The organism is Enterocloster aldenensis, assembly GCF_003434055.1.
GTDB classification, from domain to species: Bacteria; Bacillota; Clostridia; order Lachnospirales; family Lachnospiraceae; genus Enterocloster; species Enterocloster aldenensis.
Map to the genome: position 1 here is coordinate 1,242,376 of NZ_QVEX01000001.1, position 15,138 is coordinate 1,257,513.

Sequence of the window (15,138 nt, forward strand, 5' to 3'; positions counted from 1 at the left end):
ACACATACCGTTCCAGCCGTCAGTTCCCGTATAGTTTAAGCGACAATATGACAGCTGTCCCGCCATACCTGCTGCTTTTTATGACCAGGCTTCCCCGGTATTTATCCAGGATCTGCCGGGATACGGACAAGCCGCCGGACAACACGGAGCCGCTGTCCCTGCCCTGTTCGAGGGTCCGCTGCAGTTCCTGAAATGAAATCCCGCTTCCGCCGTCAGATACCTCCAGCACCCCATATCCCTGTTCCCTTCCAAGACTTATATAGACCTTTTCCCGGACAGGCGTATGGATCAGGGCATTATCCAGCACATTGGATACTGCCTGCCTGAGAAGTTCCCTGTCCCCTTGGACCAGGATTGGCTCCTGGGGTTTCTTAATCCACAGGATGCGCTCCCTGCCGGCCTTGCCATAGAAGTCCACGGCCCCGGCCGCTGCTTCTGCAAGATCTGCATGTTCCTTGTCCCCGGGGACTGAACGGTCCAGGCAGAGCAGGACAGCCGCGTTCCTGAGCCGGTTATACAAGGTGCAGAGTTTTAGGCGCAGGCACGGTTCCAGGCCGTCTGATTCCTTTAAAATGTCTTCCATGGGCAGACAGAAGTCGCGGTACAGCCCATGTTCCATCCGTTCCTTCCACCCATCCCTTGGCCCGTTCCCCCCGGGTCCCATATCATATTCCCCGTCCTTTTCCGGGATTCCCTCTTTCTCAATGGCCATGGCCATCTGGGACATTACGGTATTGATAAAGACCATATGGCCGTCATCGATTTCCCTGCCATCCGTATACACGCCTATGACGCCCAGGCATGTATCACGGTTCCTGATTGGCAGGTATACCCATCCGGAGTCCCCGTAGAATCCTGTATTGGCGCCGCAGACCGTATGGTTCATGTAACACCACTGGGCCGGGGTATCATTGTCCAGCATACCCGGTTCCGGAAAATAGCTTTTTATATAATAGGGCGTTCCCAGTCCGCCCGGCCCACGGGCCACATAGACCACGCATCTCTCCCCGGCAGCCTGGTACAGGCTTTTGATGCCATGGTATACAATATTCTCCAGACCGGACAGGGTCAGGTAACCGCTGCTGATTTTGAGAAGGGCTTCCATCCGGTTCTCATTCCTTTGTGCCAGCTTAACCTGCTCCCCCAGGCGTGAGACAAGAAGTCCCGTGATTGCGGACACACCCATGAAAATCCCCATGGCCACCACGTAGTTGGGGTCGTTGACCCGCAGGGTGAACCTTGGTTCTGTAAACAGGAAGTTAAAGGTCAGGATACATACCACGGTATAAGCCGTCCCCCAGATAAATTCCTGTATTTCAATCATCATCACAATCACGCTGATAAGGTAAATCATGATGATATTCTCAGCCCTCATATGGATTCCCCAAAGCCCGGACGCCAGCAGGGTCGCAAGTCCGTATATGACCGCGGCAGCCAGCATCTTCCTCCTGAATCCCTTTACAGCCATTCTGTCACCTGGCATACTTTTTCCATCTCCTTCCCCGTTTCTGCGCTCCATGCTTTATCTCCCTGCCCAGCTGCACCGCTGCAACAAATACCACATATATCTCCAGACGCCCCACAAACATGCCCGCGGTTTCAGTCCAGAGCACTGCCGGCGATGCGTCATAGGAAGTAATGCCCACGGATAATCCCACGGTGCCAAGGGCGGACGCGAACTCAAACATGGAATCCCCGATATCAAACCCGCACATGCACAGCACCATGGTACCCAGCATGAATACGGAAAGGTAGACACCGATGAATTCCAGCGTATCCAGCCTGCCCCGGGCTGTAAGGAACTCCTTGCCGTCCAGCTTCTGGATGCTGTCCGAATAAACCGTCCTCTTCCTGGATATCCTGCTCCTCATGCTCCAGTACAGGCTTTTAAGGGCAATCCAGACACGGATCTGTTTGATGCCTCCGGCCGTGGAACCCGTCCCCCCGCCCACCAGCATCAGCAGCGTCATTACCAGAAGCAGCGGGCTGCTGAATGCCGCAAAGCTGTCCACGGTCTGGAATCCGGTGGTGGTCAGGGCTGTCACCACCTGGAACAGCCCGTCCCTGAATCCCTGGCCCACATTGCCTGAAAGGCCTGCATAGAGCAGCAGCACTGCCATGACCGGCGTGAAAAACCCGCAGATCATCAGCATGAACCTGACCTCGCAGTAACGGAAGAAGGTCTTTAACTTTCCTCTTATGAGAAAGAGATGGGCCAGGAAATTGGTACAGCCTAAAAGCATCAGCACAATTGTCACAAGTTCAATCCCCAAACTGTCATAATACCCAATGCTCTCCGCCTTTGTGGAAAATCCTCCGGTAGAAAGGGCTGCTATGGAGTGGTTCAGCCCGTCAAACCAGTCCATCCCAAAAAACATATATAAAAGCGTGCCGGACAGGATATAACCCATATAGATGGCTATGATCATCCTGGCAGACTTCACAAGATTGGGAAGAAGGCGGTCCGAGTGCCCTTCTGCGCTGTAGAGCCGCATCCCGTGCCGGTCGGACAGCACGGACACCATCACAAGTACCAGCCCCACCCCGCCGAAAAACAGCATGATGCTTCTGTATAGAAGAAAAATCCTGGGGCACCGGGTCACATCCACAACGGAAAGCCCGGTGGTACTCCATCCGCTGGTGCACTCAAACACGGCCTGGGTAAAATCATAATTGCCTGTCATCATGAAGGGGACCGCGCAGAACACAATGGCCAGCACCCAGGACAGCACCACGATCAGGGCATCCTGATGTCCCGTAAGCCGCAGCGCCTCCCTTCCTTTTATTGGAAGGTACATTACATATCCTGCGAAAACAGCCGCCACACCGGGAACCGTAAAATACCGCGCCATGGAAACCTCATCCCAAAAAGCAGGCAGGGCTGCCAGCGGCAGAAGGATAATCCCGCCGATAAGCATCAGGACCACGCCCAGGTACCCGGCAACCAGCTGCCGGCCGCCGATTTCATTCCTGCCATTCTCCATCACGCCTGCTCCCTTCCCATGATCAGGCCAATGACACGGTTCTGGCTATCCGGCGTGGAAAGGACCAGCAGCTTGTCATTGGCCTGTATGCCGGTCTGCCCCTTTGGCACGATGATCTTTGATCCCCGCACAATGCAGCAGATGATTGCATCCTCCCCCAATTCCATGTCGCAGAGTTTCCTGCCGGCCACAGGACTGTTCTGGTTAATCATCAGCTCATTGATGACAATATTTCCCTGGTCCAGCGGAAGGCTGTTGACCAGGCTTTCCACCGTGGACATCTGTTCAATGTACCCGGCTATCATGTAGGTTGCGCTGATTGCAGTGCTTACCCCCAGGCGCTTAAAGATGTCCACGCTCTTAGGATTTCCCACAACCGCCACCGTCTTCCTGATATGGTAAATCCGTTTGGCGGTCTGGCAGATTGCCAGGTTATCCGCATCACTGGGCTTTAATGCAATCATGATGTCAAACCCGTCAATGCCAGCTTCATCCATCACATAAAGTTTGCACGGGTCGCCGTGTATGACCGGTATCCTGTGTGTCTGGCACAGATACGTGCAGTACTCCCTGTCGTCATTAATCACTACAAGCTCATGTCCCTTGCTGAGCAGCATCCTTATAAGGTAATCTGCTTTTGTCTTTCCTCCTGCCACTGCTATCCTCATCCAATCACTCCCCTGTCCCGGATCCTGTCCGGATCCTGTCCGGATTCTGACTAAAATGCAATGGAGCTCAGCTCCTTAAATTTCTCGATGGAAAGGCGGGCCGGATAAATGGCCTTGATATTCAGCCCGCCGATCAGATGTTCCTTGTCCGTATCATTAAGCCTGGCAAACACTTCCCCCACATCATAGATGCGCCTTGCCATCTGTGCCAGCATGCAGTTTATATTATCATCATCCGTGGCAGCCACCACCACGGACGCATTCCCAATGCCCGCATCCTCCAGCAGGTCAGGGTCCGTGACATTCCCCACAATCTGAAATCCGCTGAAGTTAGGCGGCAGCTTGCGGAATGCATCATTATCCTTATCAATGATGATGACATCGTCCCCATGTTCTGAAAGTTCGCCTGCCAGCCCGGCGCCGAACCGGCTGCACCCTGCGATGATGATTGTCTTTTTCCTGTTCCACATCCCCATCCCCTCCTTTTTCCATTCTTTCATGTACGGATAGCGCCATTATATACAATGGATTTTCAGAAAGCAATTATCTTGATATCTTATTTATACGTGTGAAGGAATCTTTATAAAAGCTTGACAGGAACCCGCCTGTACCAGGCAGGAACCCGTCCGGGCGGAACAGCCCGCGCCGCCTGTCACACAAAAAAAGGCTGCCCGGAACCATCTCTTCCCGGCAGCCCTTACTTCCATGCAGGACCATATGTTATCTATATGTTATCCATATCTCATCCATATCTCAGATTCACATAACCCCAAACAACTTGTAAAACGCCCAGATAACGGTTCCTCCCGCGCATGCAATGGAGGCAACCACGCCAACCATGAAAATCGCGGCGGCCAGTTGAAGCACAATACTAGACAACACCGGAAAATGCCGGCATGCGCGGTCTATTTCCTGCTCCATCGGACTTTTGAGTTTTAGGATCATTTTAGCAATCATTGCATGCACCTCCTTTTGATATCTTAAGGATACTGCATATTGCCGTAAAGATTCCATGCATCTCTCAGCCAATCCCATAAATTCCGTGCAAATATCATCTGTGTCCCATGTCCCCCAGCCTGTAGGAGGTTTCCTCCGCAATGATGTTAAGGACGTTCTTGTCATTGGGGTTTATCATGTCGCCTCCTTCCAGTTCCACGCCGATGACCGCGTATACCTTATCGTTTTTATAGACCGGGGTATAACGGGCCCTGGCGCCTGGAAGGGTGTCCGTGGTGGCGCCCGCCTTATGGCGGTTCTTCCTGACCCATGCAGCTACCGCCATCTCATCCGGGGATTTGAACAGGCCGGTGAGACGGGCGGAATCTTCGGATTCAGATGCAGGATAAATCTTCATCTGGTCCATTTTCCCGTTCCTTGTGTCATATATGACAATATTGCGCTTTAAAAGCGTACGCACCAGGCGCCCGCATATGTCCAGGATTTCCTCCCCCGTGGAACCCTTCCTCAGGTTCCTGTTAATATCAAAAAGAATCTGCATATACCTGGACTCGGACTCTCCCTTGGCAGCCTCACGCTTGAGCCTGGCTGCCAGGGAGCTGGTCACCAGGGCGCATACCAGCATGGCTGCAAATGTAAACGGGTAAATGGAGGCATCTGCCTGAAAGGTCAGGCGCGGATCCGTAAAAAAGTAATTGAACAGCAGCACCGACAGTACCGAGGCCAGCAGCCCGCACCACCCGGCCCTTGTCATATATGCCACCAGCATGGTTCCCATCATGTAAATCATGGCCGCATTGATGACCCCCAGCCCATAGTAATCCAGCACCAGGGAACATACGGTGCAGAGCGCCATGACCGCGCCGGTCTTAAAGACATCCGCCCATACCTTGCGTTTCTGGTCCGTGCTTACTTTATACCTGCGCTCCTCTGCCGTTGCGTCGGGAATCACATAGACATCCATATTGGGAACTGCCTTAATCAGACGGTCTATGATGGTGGGACGCATATACAGTATGTGGCGTTTCCTTACGGAGCGCCCTATCACTATTTTGGAAATGCCGTTCTGCCTTGCATAGGAAGCCACCTGTTCCACTATATCATCCCCGTACAGTGTAATGACATTGGCCCTGAACTGCTTGGCCAGGCTGATATTCGCCTCCATGCTCCTGCTGATTTTGCTGTGCTCCCGTTTTAAATGCTCTGTCTCTACCAGCACCGCCGTAAAGTCGGCATGGAACGCGCCCGCCATCCTGGCAGCGGTCCGTATGACCTTGGCGTTGGTAGGGGAAGGGGACAGGCAGACCAGCACATGTTCATTTGTAAAATATTCCTTTCCCGCAGCATCCCGCTCCCGGATTACTTCCCGGTTCACCCGGTCCGCGGTGCGCCTTAACGCGATTTCCCGCAGGGCCGAAAGGTTCTCCAATGTAAAGAAACTGATTTTCGCCTTATCCGCCTGGTTTTTGTGGTATATCTTGCCCTCCTCCAGGCGCTGGCGCAGTTCCTCCGGCGAAATATCCACCAGTTCCACCTGGCTGGCATTGTCAAACACGGAGTCCGGGATGCGCTCGCTGACGCGCACATGGGTAATGGATGCAACAATATCATGAAGGCTCTCCAGATGCTGCACATTAACTGTTGTATACACGTTTATGCCTGCATCCAGAAGCTCCGTCACATCCTGGCAGCGTTTCCTGTGGCGGCTGCCCTGGGCATTGGTATGGGCCAGCTCATCCACCAGGATCAGGTCCGGCCTGCGTATCAGGGCCGCATCCAGGTCAAACTCCCGCAGCACGATTCCCTTATATCCCACGGTCCTGGGGGGCAGGAACTCCAGCCCGTCAAGAAGAGCCATGGTATCCGGCCTGTCATGGGGTTCAATATAACCTGCCACCACGTCCCTTCCCGCTTCTTTTTCCTGGCGCGCCGCGTCCAGCATGGCATATGTCTTGCCTACGCCGGCAGCATATCCGAAGAATATCTTTAATTTTCCTTTCCCATCTGATTCACCTTCCGGGAAATTCTGCCTGAGCAGAAGTTCCGGGTCGGGCCTGCCGTCCCATTCCTTGTCCATATGGTCCCTCCTTACAAACAGCTTAAGAGCTGCCGCATCCGCGGCAACTCCCGGTACTGCGCTGCATCAGGCAGCACGTTTCATCCAATCCTTAAATCAGGCCGTCCAGGGCAAGATTTACCTTCAGCACGTTCACCCTGGGTTCTCCCATGACCCCTAAAAACTTTCCAGTGGTATATTTCCTTATTACGGACTCCACATCCTTAACGGACATCCCCCTTGCGGCGGCAATCCGCTCAGCCTGGTACTCTGCCGCTGCCGGCGAAATCTCTGGGTCAAGTCCGCTGCCTGAACAGGTAACCAGGTCCACGGGAATCGGTTCATCCCCCTTTTCAGGATGGGCTTCCCTGATTTTCTCCACGCGCTCAGCCACCATGGCCTCCAGCTCTTCACCTGCCGGGGTCTTGTTGGATGCCCATGAATACATCAGCGGCTCCCCGTTTTCATCGGTAAATGTAGATGTATCCACATTCATGATCCTGCCCCACAGATACTGGCTGCCTGTAAATTCCTGAGCCAGCAGGGCGCTTCCGTATTTCTTTCCGTCATTGCCTGTAATGATGGAACCTTGGGCCTTACTGCCGAATGCCACATTGGCTGCCGCGGTAATGACCGCCGGGTATATGACGCTTGTAATCACCATCATGATCAGGAAAAATCCTATCATTTTAGGTAAGACTGATTTTATTGTTTTCATAGCTATCCTCTCCTCATTGTGGACACTTTTATGTTACTTAACAGGGTCCGCCCTAGCCGACGAATCCCAAAGCCGTAATCAGCACATCAATGACCTTAATGGCAACAAAGGGTATGACGATTCCTCCAAGTCCATATACCAGAAGGTTACCGCGAAGCATCTGCGCCGCCGACACCTCCCTGTAGCGGACGCCCTTAAGGGCCAGCGGGATCAGGGCCACGATAATCAGGGCATTGTATATGATGGCTGAGAATACCGCGCTGTCAGCGCTGTGCAGGCCCATGATGTTAAGCGCCCCCAGTCCGGGGTATAGCCCCATGAACAGAGCGGGGATGATTGCAAAATACTTGGCAACATCATTGGCAATGCTGAACGTGGTCAGGGACCCCCTTGTCATCAGCAGCTGTTTCCCGATCTTCACAATCTCAATCAGCTTGGTGGGCGAGGAATCCAGGTCCACCATATTGCCAGCCTCCTTGGCTGCCTGGGTGCCTGTATTCATGGCCACCGCCACATCTGCCTGGGCCAGGGCCGGCGCATCATTGGTACCGTCGCCTGTCATGGCTACCAGATGCCCTTTGGACTGGTAATCGCGTATCATCTCAAGCTTTGCCTCCGGGGTGGCCTCTGCCAGGAAGTCATCCACGCCTGCCTCAGCCGCAATGGAAGCAGCGGTCAGGGGATTATCGCCTGTGATCATGATGGTCCTGATTCCCATCTTGCGCAGGTCGGCAAACTTTTCCTTTACGCCCTGCTTGACAATATCCTTTAATTCAACCACGCCCATGACCCGGCCGTTCCTGGCAACCACCAGGGGTGTGCCGCCCTGACCCGCAATCCTGGTCACGGTCTGTGTACACTCACTGCTAAAGGTTCCGCCGTGTTCCTCCACGTACCGCTTCACGGCATCGGCAGCGCCCTTCCTGATTTCATTTCCATTATAATCAATGCCGCTCATCCTGGTCTTGGCCGTAAAGGGTACGAATCTTGCCTGGAGCTCTTCCATGTTCCTTCCCCTGATCCCAAACCGTTCCTTTGCCAGGATCACGATGCTGCGGCCCTCAGGCGTCTCATCTGCCAGGGACGACAGCTGGGCTGCGTCTGCCAGGTCCTTCTCGTCATTGCCGTCAACCGGGATAAATGCATCCGCCTGCCTGTTTCCCAATGTAATGGTGCCCGTCTTATCCAGCAGCAGCGTATCCACATCCCCCGCGGCCTCGATTGCGCGGCCGCTCATGGCCAGTACATTGGCCTGGTTCAGGCGGCTCATGCCCGCAATGCCGATGGCGGAAAGCAGGGCCCCGATGGTGGTGGGGGCCAGACAGATTAAAAGGGCCACCAGGTTTGTTACGGATGTGGGGTCGGCCATGCCTGCCTCCCTGGATGAGAACAGGGAATAGGAATAAAGGGACATGGTAACCAGCAGGAAGATGATGGACAATGCCACCAGGAAAATCTGGAGCGCCAGCTCATTGGGGGTTTTCTTACGGGAAGCGCCTTCTACCATGGCAATCATCTTATCCATGAAGCCCTCGCCCGGATTGCTGCTTATCTCCACCACGATCCAGTCCGATATGACGGTTGTACCGCCTGTTACCGCGCTTCTGTCACCGCCGCTTTCCCGGATTACGGGGGCGGATTCACCGGTAATCGCGCTCTCGTCCACCGAGGCAGCGCCTTCTATTACATCGCCGTCCGCCGGTATCTGCTCGCCGGCCTTTATATATACAATATCACCTTTTTTCAGTTCTGTGGATTTAACCTGCGTTATTTTATCTTTCTGGCCCGGGGATGGTATCCTGGACGCCATGGTATCCCTTCTGCCGGCCCTCAGCGCATCTGCCTGGGCCTTGCCCCTGCCTTCTGCGATTGCCTCGGCAAAGTTGCCGAACAGTACGGTGAACCAGAGGATGACTGATATGGCAAGTATGTACCCGGGATCTGCATCCCTGACCCCAGCCAGGGCAAAGCCGAACATGGCCAGGGTCAGGATGGCTGATACAAACACCATGAACATGACCGGGTTCTTTACCTGGGTCCGGGGATTCAGCTTCAGGAAGGAATCCTTTATGGCCCGGCTTACTATCTTTTTATCGGAAAATATATTCTTTTTACGTTCACTCATGTCTCATTGACCTCCCTAAGCTATCATCTGGAAGAACTCAGCAACCGGTCCCAGTGACAATGCCGGGAAAAAGCTGAGAGCGCCTACTAACAGCACAACAAATATCAGTAAGAATATAAACATGGCATTGTGCGTGGGAAGGGTGCCGGAGCTTACCGCTACCTTCTTCTTGCCCACCAGGCTGCCTGCGATAGCCAGTGTTGCGAACATGGGCAGGAATCTTACAAAAAGCATGACCAGTCCAATGCTCACATTAAGGAATGGGGTATTTGCATTGAATCCAGCAAACGCCGAACCATTATTGCCGCCCGCGGATGAATAAGCGTACAGCACCTCGGACAGTCCATGGGCGCCCGGATTGTTCAGGCTGTCATGGGTGGAAGGAAGCAGGGCCGCAATCCCGCTGCCCACCAGGATGGCAATGGGGGTTGCCAGACACACAAGGACCGCCATCTTCATCTCAAAAGGCTCTATCTTCTTGCACAGATATTCCGGCGTACGCCCCACCATCAGTCCTGCTATGAACACGGTCATGATGGCAAACCCGATCATGCCGTACAGCCCGCAGCCCGTTCCTCCGAACACCACCTCGCCCAGCTGCATCAAAAGCATTGGGACCAGTCCGCCAAGGGGCGTGTAGCTGTCATGCATGGAGTTGACGGAACCATTGGAAGCAGCGGTTGTAAAGGCTGCCCAGGTGGCGGAGGTGGCAATGCCGAACCTTGTCTCCTTGCCTTCCATGTTGCCTCCGGCCTGTCCCTCGGTCCCCATGTATACGGCGCCGTCCTGGGCCAGCTGCGGCGTGCCCGCCTGCTCATTATAACCCACCACCGCAAGGGCCGCTGCCAGCATGATGAACATGGCAAGGAAGATGGCGGTTCCCTGGCGCTTATCCTTTACATTGCGCCCAAAGGTAAAGCAGAGTCCTGCGGGAATCAGCAGCAGGGAAATCATTTCAAATAAATTGGAAAGGGGCGTGGGATTCTCGAACGGATGGGCCGAGTTATTGCCCCAGAACCCGCCTCCGTTGGTCCCCAGCTGCTTGATGGCAATCTGGCTTGCGCCAGGACCCAGGGGAACCACTGCCTTGGTCACTTCCGTGGCGGTGCCATCCTCATTTTCCACTACCACCGGCTCCAACAGCTGTACTTCATCGTATTGCTTAAAGGTCTGCGGCACTCCCTGTGACGCAATGGTAAGGGACACCACCATTGACAGGGGAATCAGTATGTAAAGCACGGTCTTTGTCATATCCGTATAAAAGTTTCCGATGCCTGTTTTCTTTACCCTTACAAATCCCCTGATCAGGGCAAACAGGACCGCAATCCCGATTGCTGCCGAAACAAAGTTCTGGAAATTCAGTCCCAGCATCTGGCTGAAATAGCTCAGGGTGGATTCTCCTGAGTAAGCCTGCCAGTTGGTATTGGTGGTAAAGCTTGCGGCCGTGTTAAAGCCCAGGTGCCAGCTTGTGCCCTCAATCCCTTCCGGATTCAGCGGAAGGAACTTCTGGAAGCAGAGGATGGCCCACAGGACAAACAGGCTCAGCACACTGAACACCCCTGCGCAGACCGAATACTTCTTCCAGTCCATATCCTCTTCGGGGTCTATTTTAAGCACCCTGTAAATCACACGCTCAACGGGCTGCAATACGCCTGAGAGGAAAACATGTTCCCCATTCATCACCTTACCCATATAACTTCCAAGGGGTATTGCCAGCAGTACGAGTATTACGCAGTATACAACCATCTGTACCGTTACATTCATCATTGTTTATCACCTCTCAATAGTATAATGACCAGATAGGCCAATAGGAAAACCGCGGTTACGCCTATGATACCCAACAGTACTGACATAGATTTTTCCTCCTCGTTTTAAGATAGGGGTATGGTATCACACGTGGGAATAAAGATTCCATACCATAGCCGGGCCCTTTTTATAAATAATCTATAAATATGGGGAGGAACAGGGAGGTCTTAATGATAACTTAATGCCGCATCCAAAACTGTATATGGAATCTTTAAGCCTTAAGGACTAGACTGAAGGTATCTCAAAGGAGGTGACCATATATGATGAAAGAACTAAAAAAGGACCTGGGCTGCCTGTGCATAATGACCGTGGTCTCCGCGTTAGCCATTGGGTTAAGGTTCCTTATATGGATGTACTAAAATAGATATAAGTTGAATGTGTAAGTAAGTTTAAGGCAGAGTCCATACAGTACATGCAGTATTGACTGCAGTTACATGGCCTCTGCCTTATTCAGTCCTTATCCATCCCTGATTCAGTCCCAGTCCCGCTTTAACCATCCTCCGCCATCCTCCGGGGCGCCATTGCTATTCATCCGCAAACCTGTACCCCACGCCGATTTCCGTCCTGATGAACCTGGGATGTCCGGCCTGGTCCCCTATCTTTTTCCTGACATTCGCCATGAATACCCGGAGCCTTCTGTAATCCCCCGTATTATCATTTCCCCAGATTTCATGCTGGATGTAGCTGTTTGTCAGGACCTTTCCCCTGTTTGCCACCAGAAGGATCAGGATTTTATACTCCACCGGCGTCAGGTGCACCGGTTTCCCATGGACATAAACCTTCCTTTTTTCAAAATCCATCTCCAGGTAATCCATCCGGAATGTGTCATCCTTTACCGGTCTTTGGTCCTCCCTGTGCCGCAGGGCGGCCCTGATACGTGCCAGAAGTTCCTCTGCATTGCAGGATTTTGCGACAAAGTCATCGGCCCCGCAGTCCAGGGCCTTCACCATGGCGGCTTCATCTGTTTTGGATGTCACGATGATAACCGGGATCCCGGATTCCTGGCGGATCAGCTTCAGCACCTCCATTCCATCCATGTCAGGAAGGACCAGGTCAAGCAGCACCATATCCGGATGCCCTGCATAGAAAAGCGACAGCCCCCCCAGACCGTTCCCAGCCTGGCAGAACCGGTAATTCTCCGTACCTGTGGTATGTTCCATAAGTTTCTGCATGATTTCATCATTATGGATGATAAGGACCGTGTATTGATTCATATTCCTCCCACCTCCTGGATACCTCTTTCTTAAGGTGCGCCCGGACATTCATTCTGCTGTCCCCTGTGTCCGGCCACCCGGCCATCGGGCCCGCGCCAGCCGGCCTGTTTCTATAAAATACCAGAACTGTGTATTAAAAAGCCATATGCCATTTTTCCTATGATATAAATATCCTGTGAATACTTTTCTGCAAAATAAAAAAAGCCGGCCCCGGATGATTTAACAAGGCTAAATCATTCCGGAGCCAGCTTTAATTTTATTATGTCTGACCTGCTGCGGCCATCCCTATTCAATCCCCACAAACCTGGTCTGGTTCATCAGCGGATGCCTCAGATGTATGGCCCCCTTGACCGGGCAGGCCATGACGCAGGAGCCGCAGTAATAACATTCTCCCGGATACAGCACAACAGGATGTTTTCCCTGTTCCGGGGAAGGAACCATGATATCCACCTGGCACACGGACGCGCACCGGTTGCAGCCAATGCACAGCGCATCATCAAAGGACAGGGGGTTCACGCTGCATGACACCGGCCCTGCCTGAAATTCAATTTTCTTCATACAACCCGGCCTCCTCCTTTATATAGTCCTGGTTACAGGCCTCATACTGTGTCTTTACATCCCCATAATACCGCTTTGGTATCCTTCTGCTGCGGATCTCCCCGTCTTCCTGGTAAATGGTGATGAAGCACCGGTCTTCTTCGGGGTCTGTCTGCGGATAATCGCTGCGCTCAAAACAGAGGGGCACGGAGCTGGATTTGCGCAGCAGGCAGGAATGGATGATCAGCCTGCATACCTCTAAGATATCCGTCACCTCATGGGCGCGCATCAGCTCATGGGGGTTTTGGCAGGAAAGGGCGGGGACATATTCCCTTTCATAGCTTTCCAGCAGTTCCAGTCCCTGGGTCAGCAGCATGTCATTCTTCACGCCCCCGCAGTAATTCTGCATGGCCTTGGAAACCGCCTTGTTAAGCTCCCTCCAGTCCATGCCGTCCTTTACGAAAAGCGGGGCATAAAGCCGTTCCTTTTCCCGGTCCACATCCGTCCGGTCCGGTTCCTCCAGTGTAAGGTCCCGGCAGGCCGCCGCTGCCTTCCTTCCCGCATAATAACCGGTTGCCGCCGCGAATCCGCAGCAGTCCGATGCATACAGCTGGTCACCGGCAGCGTAAAGCCCCTCAATATTGGTCTTTAAGTCCCAGTCATGGAAAATGCCTCCGGGCGCACCGAACAGCTGGCGCTCCTGGGCCAGGAAAGCCGCTGACTGCCAGCCCGTCCCATAGGACTGAAGGCGGTGCTTTGCAGGGTCGAACCCGCGCTCCGTAAAGTTATTAAGGACCGGGATCTTGGTCTTTCCTTCCTCGCCCACCATCATGCCCCAGATGACCCGGCGCTCTTCGTCCGGCATCCTGCTTAAATCAGCATAGAACGGCAGCTGGTATCCGCGCCTCATCAGCTCCTCAAATTCCAGTGTCTCAGGCCCGCGGTACTCATACTTGGGATTGTCAATCACCCCGCCCTTCAGGAAAAACTTCTGCCCCTTAGCCGGATAATACCGTTCTTTTACAGTCTTAAGCTCATTTCCATCCCGGTCCACGTATGGGATTTCCCGGCCCGTGGCATCCACCATGGTGGCCGCGTACCAGGTATTGTGGTTATTTCCCGTGCTGTAGGGCGGAAAACTCCTGCCTGCGGCTGAAAATTCCCCCCGCACGGATTTTTCCATCATAGTAAACTCAACCCCTGCCCGGTAGCCCATGGCATGACCGCTGCCAATGCTCTGGGTGGGCCGGAATTCACTTAACCCCACCTGGTCCGAATCAAAGAGCCAGATCCTGGCAGGCCTTGACATGGCAAGGATTGTTGTCCTGGAACAAAACACCAGGAACCTGCCCGTATGTACGTCCATCCCCATGGCGCCGATGCAGCGTTTGCTGCCCTTTTCCTGTTTTACCAGTAATGCCGTTGCCTCGGTCCTGTCATGGATTTCCACGCCCAGACGCTTTAACTCCTTATAAAGAGCCGGTTTAAAGGTGCTTCCCCAGACGCGGACCGTGAATTTATTCTCATAGTCATAGGCAAACATCAGCCCGGTCTTTTCATCCCGGAAATCCGCCCCTGCAAACTCACCCTGGGTATCCCTGATCTTGCCTCCAAAGGACTCCATGTCCTTAAGCCTGTGCCAGCCCTCCTGACATTCTATGTAATGGGCAATCCCATTGCTGTATCCGTCCTGTTCATCTATGTAGGCATTGGCAATCTCCTCTGCCGTCACCTTGGAGCAGGGGTTGGTGCAGGCCGACTCCCAATGGTCAAAACCGCTTCCCGCTGCGCCGCTCCGGATTGTGGCTCCTTTTTCTACTAATACTACCTTTTTTCCCTTCCTGGCCGCTGCAATGGCCGCATAGCAGCCCGCCATGCCGCCGCCCAGGACCAGGACATCCCCTGATACCTGTTCTTCCTGGTCCATTTCATTGGGATAAGGCCATTTCATATCTGACATATTACCTCTTTTCCGTGTTCAAATACACTGACATCCAACCCGTTTTATAATCTAGTGCTCCATCCGTTCAGAAACTACAGTGACAGTGCTGTATATTTTGTCAGTCTGCAAGG

The 15,138-nt window shown here is 53.4% G+C and carries 12 protein-coding genes; all 12 read right to left on the reverse strand.

Annotation, left to right across the window (positions count from 1 at the left end; all coding sequences use genetic code 11):
• Positions 1-19 precede the first annotated feature (19 nt).
• The 12 genes from DWX59_RS05830 to DWX59_RS05885 all read right to left on the reverse strand — a co-directional run bounded on the left by DWX59_RS05830 (position 20) and on the right by DWX59_RS05885 (position 15,025).
• Entirely contained in the window at positions 20-1,483 is a 1,464-nt protein-coding gene (locus tag DWX59_RS05830; protein WP_117556918.1) for a DUF4118 domain-containing protein, read from the reverse strand.
• The gene (locus DWX59_RS05835; protein WP_117556920.1) at positions 1,473-2,984 is read right to left on the reverse strand and encodes a TrkH family potassium uptake protein; all 1,512 of its coding nucleotides are present in this window, start codon (positions 2,982-2,984) and stop codon (positions 1,473-1,475) included. Before DWX59_RS05835 ends, DWX59_RS05830 begins: the two co-directional genes overlap by 11 nt.
• Positions 2,984-3,652, reverse strand: coding sequence for a potassium channel family protein (locus DWX59_RS05840; protein WP_117556922.1), 669 nt, complete (start codon positions 3,650-3,652; stop codon positions 2,984-2,986). Before DWX59_RS05840 ends, DWX59_RS05835 begins: the two co-directional genes overlap by 1 nt.
• Before the next feature lie 50 nt (positions 3,653-3,702).
• Complete coding sequence (locus tag DWX59_RS05845; protein ID WP_117556924.1) at positions 3,703-4,122, reverse strand: potassium channel family protein; 420 nt, start codon at positions 4,120-4,122, stop codon at positions 3,703-3,705.
• Positions 4,123-4,411: 289 nt separating this feature from the next.
• Positions 4,412-4,609: a hypothetical protein gene (locus DWX59_RS05850; protein ID WP_117556926.1), complete on the reverse strand. Its 198-nt coding sequence runs from the start codon at positions 4,607-4,609 to the stop codon at positions 4,412-4,414.
• 94 nt (positions 4,610-4,703) lie between these two features.
• A complete protein-coding gene (locus tag DWX59_RS05855; RefSeq protein ID WP_117556928.1) occupies positions 4,704-6,686 on the reverse strand; it encodes a DUF4118 domain-containing protein in 1,983 nt (660 codons plus the stop codon).
• A 91-nt stretch (positions 6,687-6,777) separates the two neighbouring features.
• The gene (gene kdpC, locus DWX59_RS05860) at positions 6,778-7,383 is read right to left on the reverse strand and encodes a potassium-transporting ATPase subunit KdpC (RefSeq protein ID WP_117556930.1); all 606 of its coding nucleotides are present in this window, start codon (positions 7,381-7,383) and stop codon (positions 6,778-6,780) included.
• 52 nt (positions 7,384-7,435) lie between these two features.
• Positions 7,436-9,508 carry a potassium-transporting ATPase subunit KdpB gene (gene kdpB / locus DWX59_RS05865; protein ID WP_117556932.1) on the reverse strand — a complete coding sequence of 691 codons (2,073 nt, stop codon included), beginning with the start codon at positions 9,506-9,508 and terminating at the stop codon, positions 7,436-7,438.
• A gap of 15 nt (positions 9,509-9,523) precedes the next feature.
• A complete protein-coding gene (kdpA, locus tag DWX59_RS05870) occupies positions 9,524-11,275 on the reverse strand; it encodes a potassium-transporting ATPase subunit KdpA (RefSeq protein WP_117556934.1) in 1,752 nt (583 codons plus the stop codon).
• 563 nt (positions 11,276-11,838) lie between these two features.
• The gene (locus DWX59_RS05875) at positions 11,839-12,528 is read right to left on the reverse strand and encodes a response regulator transcription factor (protein ID WP_117556936.1); all 690 of its coding nucleotides are present in this window, start codon (positions 12,526-12,528) and stop codon (positions 11,839-11,841) included.
• Positions 12,529-12,813: 285 nt separating this feature from the next.
• Complete coding sequence (locus DWX59_RS05880) at positions 12,814-13,086, reverse strand: 4Fe-4S dicluster domain-containing protein (protein WP_117556938.1); 273 nt, start codon at positions 13,084-13,086, stop codon at positions 12,814-12,816.
• Complete coding sequence (locus tag DWX59_RS05885; protein WP_117556940.1) at positions 13,073-15,025, reverse strand: FAD-dependent oxidoreductase; 1,953 nt, start codon at positions 15,023-15,025, stop codon at positions 13,073-13,075. The genes DWX59_RS05880 and DWX59_RS05885 overlap by 14 nt, the downstream gene beginning before the upstream one ends.
• Between the last annotated feature and the right edge of the window lie 113 nt (positions 15,026-15,138).

Bases quoted from the DNA above. Each gene is read 5' to 3' on its own strand.
- DWX59_RS05830 (WP_117556918.1), bottom strand. From the start codon at position 1,483: ATGCCAGGTGACAGAATGGCTGTAAAGGGATTCAGGAGGAAGATGCTG.
- DWX59_RS05835 (WP_117556920.1), bottom strand. From the start codon at position 2,984: ATGGAGAATGGCAGGAATGAAATCGGCGGCCGGCAGCTGGTTGCCGGG.
- DWX59_RS05840 (WP_117556922.1), bottom strand. From the start codon at position 3,652: ATGAGGATAGCAGTGGCAGGAGGAAAGACAAAAGCAGATTACCTTATA.
- DWX59_RS05845 (WP_117556924.1), bottom strand. From the start codon at position 4,122: ATGTGGAACAGGAAAAAGACAATCATCATCGCAGGGTGCAGCCGGTTC.
- DWX59_RS05850 (WP_117556926.1), bottom strand. From the start codon at position 4,609: ATGATTGCTAAAATGATCCTAAAACTCAAAAGTCCGATGGAGCAGGAA.
- DWX59_RS05855 (WP_117556928.1), bottom strand. From the start codon at position 6,686: ATGGACAAGGAATGGGACGGCAGGCCCGACCCGGAACTTCTGCTCAGG.
- kdpC (WP_117556930.1), bottom strand. From the start codon at position 7,383: ATGAAAACAATAAAATCAGTCTTACCTAAAATGATAGGATTTTTCCTG.
- kdpB (WP_117556932.1), bottom strand. From the start codon at position 9,508: ATGAGTGAACGTAAAAAGAATATATTTTCCGATAAAAAGATAGTAAGC.
- kdpA (WP_117556934.1), bottom strand. From the start codon at position 11,275: ATGATGAATGTAACGGTACAGATGGTTGTATACTGCGTAATACTCGTA.
- DWX59_RS05875 (WP_117556936.1), bottom strand. From the start codon at position 12,528: ATGAATCAATACACGGTCCTTATCATCCATAATGATGAAATCATGCAG.
- DWX59_RS05880 (WP_117556938.1), bottom strand. From the start codon at position 13,086: ATGAAGAAAATTGAATTTCAGGCAGGGCCGGTGTCATGCAGCGTGAAC.
- DWX59_RS05885 (WP_117556940.1), bottom strand. From the start codon at position 15,025: ATGTCAGATATGAAATGGCCTTATCCCAATGAAATGGACCAGGAAGAA.